General features: G+C 46.0%; 1 protein-coding gene. It reads right to left on the reverse strand.

What is annotated here, in order from left to right:
* Positions 1–1,127, reverse strand: a 1,127-nt coding sequence (locus KKC1_RS11275; protein ID WP_088554552.1) for an FprA family A-type flavoprotein, incomplete at both ends; no start/stop codon positions are given.

A 1,127-nucleotide genomic window follows, 5' to 3' on the forward strand; every position in this document is an offset into this window, starting at 1 on the left:
CCTAACTTTCGTCCTGTTTCCCTGGCAGCAGTCAGTTCGGTATCATCGGGTGCATACTGGATGTTTATAATATCGAACGGTACTTCCCAACCCATTGATTGCATAACCGCCTTAACTTCCTTGGCGCCCTGGCCTCCCCAGCCGTAGGAGCCAAAGGCAATTCCAATCCTCTTTTTCGGCCTTAATCCCTTCAGGTAAGTAAGAAAAGCGCTAACGGTGGGCAGCATACCGTTATTTAAAGTTGGCGTACCAATTAAAATGGCTTTTGATAGAAGTACGTCGGACATAATCTGTGAGATATGGTTTGTTTGCAAAAACCTGATGGTAACGGGAATACCCGCTTCCTCCAAACCTTCCTGTAGGGCCAAAGCTATCTTTTTGGTGGAATCCCACATAGTATCATAGACAATCACTGCCCTTCTCTCCGCTTCATGATTTGCCCAGCGGCGGTAAGCCTCTAAAATTCTTGGCAAAAAGGAGCGCCAGATAACTCCATGGCTGGGAGCAATCATTTCCACCGGCAACTGGGAAACCGTATCTAAGGCCTTGTTCACTTGCTCGCCGTAGGGGAGGACGATATTTGCGTAGTATTTGGCGGCTTCTTCGTGAATGACATCCCATCCCAGCTCATCATCAAAACGCTCAGTGCTAGCTATGTGCTGCCCAAAAGCATCATTGGGTAAGAGCAGTTTTTCTTCCGGAATATAGGTCACCATTGAATCCGGCCAGTGTACCATGGGAGTGGTAACAAACTTTAAAGTCCGGGAACCAAGGTTTAATTCGTCTCCCGAATTAACCACTATAAAGTCCCATTCTTTTTTGTAATAACGCTGCAGTCCTTTTTTCCCCTGCATGGATGTAACTATTTTAGCCTGGGGAGCGATTTCCATTATCCTGGGAACACTGCCCGAATGGTCCATCTCAACATGATTAACTACTACGTAGTCAATGTCCCGGGGATCAATAATTTCTTTGATTCTGCTCAACATTTCGCTAAACAGGTAGTGTTTTACGGTATCCACCAACGTGATTTTTTTATCTACAATCAGATAAGCGTTGTAAGTGGTGCCGCGGGGAGTAAGATAACCGTGAAAGTACCGCAAATCCCAATCAATACCACCTACCCA

It is taken from the genome of Calderihabitans maritimus (genome assembly GCF_002207765.1).
Classification (GTDB): Bacteria; Bacillota; KKC1; order Calderihabitantales; family Calderihabitantaceae; genus Calderihabitans; species Calderihabitans maritimus.